Origin of the sequence: Streptosporangium minutum (genome assembly GCF_002149035.1) — a bacterium.
GTDB lineage: Bacteria > Actinomycetota > Actinomycetes > Streptosporangiales > Streptosporangiaceae > Streptosporangium > Streptosporangium minutum.
The window spans coordinates 1-1,530 of record NZ_NGFP01000496.1 but is presented as its reverse complement, the minus strand read 5'-3'; the positions used below and the strand labels follow the sequence as shown (position 1 = coordinate 1,530).

Genomic DNA, 1,530 nt, shown 5'->3' with positions numbered 1-1,530 from the left:
AGAGCGCCACGCAGTGCGTGGCCGGCCTTGCCGTACTTGCGCATGTAGTCGTCGAAGGCGTCGGCCGAGTCGCCCTGCCAGGAGTGGTCCACCGTGTTGACCGCGCGGGTGAGCTCGATGGCGTGGTCGTTCAGGTCGCCCGCCGTGGTCCGCCACCGGTTGGCGATCGTGGTGATCGACTCTTTCGCGCCGTTGACCTTCATGGCGATGGTGAGCAGTTCCGAACTGCCCGGGACGAGGGGGGTGAGCGGCTCCCTGTCGCCGCCCCTGTCGGTCAGCGATCCGCGGTCGTCGCTCATGAGCTGTTCACGCTCGGGTATTTGACGTTGCGGAGGGTCTCCCACACGGTGCCCAGCGCATGCTCGACGCCGTCGAGCTTGCTCTGGACGTTACCCATCTCGCTGTCGACCGTCTTCTCGATCCCGTCGACGGCCGCGGCCAGCGCGCTGGAGCTCGTCAGCTTCCCGAAGATGGAGGAGTCGGTCGACTGGGCGGGATATGTCTCAGCCAAGGCGCCGAACTTTCCCATGAGCTTTTTCGCGGCCGTACGGCAGTCATCGAGCGCGTCGAAGTGGACATCGATGTCCTTCACCTGGCCGACCCCTTCCGGCATTGGTACAAAGCGGATGAATAACGATCATAGGGGGATAGGAGTCTCTCCGGGAATGGATCTTGCCCGCATCCTCACCGAAGGAGCCCGGGCCGATCACCAGGACCGAGCCGCCTTTCTCCAGGCGGACGCGGACGTGTCCGGACTCCGTGAGCCCCGTCGTCCCGGCCGGGTGTGCGAGCTCCATACGGAGTGCTTCCCATGGCCGTGGCCGTCACGTGAAACGCCGGTAGGTGATCGGGGACGGCCCCGCCCCCGCCACGTCCTCCACCCTGACCACCGTTCCCGGCCGAGGCGCGTGGATCATCTTGCCGTCGCCGGCGTAGATCCCGACGTGGGTCGCGGGATCTCCGAAGAACACGATGTCCCCGGGCTGCGGCGGGGGCGTGATGGGCTGCCCGCTCGCCTGGTAGCCGGCGGCGGTGGTGTCGCCGATCTTGATTCCGGCCTTGTTCAGGGCGTAGTAGACGAGCCCGCTGCAGTCGAAGGCCGACGGCCCGTTGGCACCCCAGACATAGGGTTTCCCGAGGTGTTCCCGCGCGGAGGCCACGATCGCGGATCCGCTCCCGGACCCCGGCACGTACGGCAGCGCCTGCGCGGGGCCGCCCGGATCGCCGCCCGCCGGACCGTTGCCGCCGTAGCCGCCGCTCCCGGAGGGGCCCGCGCCGTTGCCGCCGTTCGTGCCGGCGAGGGTTGTCTGTCCCGGGCCGGCCAGCGGGGTCTTCTGCCAGTGGAGGATGCGGTCGGGCGCCATGAACCTCTCGTCGCCGACCGCGGGGATGTCGGAGAAGTGGATCGACCGCTCGTCCATGTATTTCTTCAGGTCGCCCGCGGCTTTGGTGACGGCCTTGTCGGCGTTGTCGAGGTGGAGGCGGGCGTCGGAGACGGCCGCGTCGACCGTCGGTTTGATCCCCGCCGCG

At 68.4% G+C, this 1,530-nt stretch carries 3 protein-coding genes; all 3 read right to left on the bottom strand.

Translation table 11 applies throughout. The annotated features are described in order from the left end of the window. Window positions 1-299: WXG100 family type VII secretion target (locus CA984_RS43980; protein ID WP_207621063.1), on the bottom strand; the 299-nt coding region annotated here is incomplete at its 3' end. Continuing rightward, a complete protein-coding gene (locus CA984_RS43975; RefSeq protein WP_086579153.1) occupies window positions 296-592 on the bottom strand; it encodes a hypothetical protein in 297 nt (98 codons plus the stop codon). The genes CA984_RS43980 and CA984_RS43975, both read right to left, overlap by 4 nt. Window positions 593-824: 232 nt before the next feature. After that, window positions 825-1,530: C40 family peptidase (locus CA984_RS43970; RefSeq protein ID WP_133061994.1), on the bottom strand; the 706-nt coding region annotated here is incomplete at its 5' end.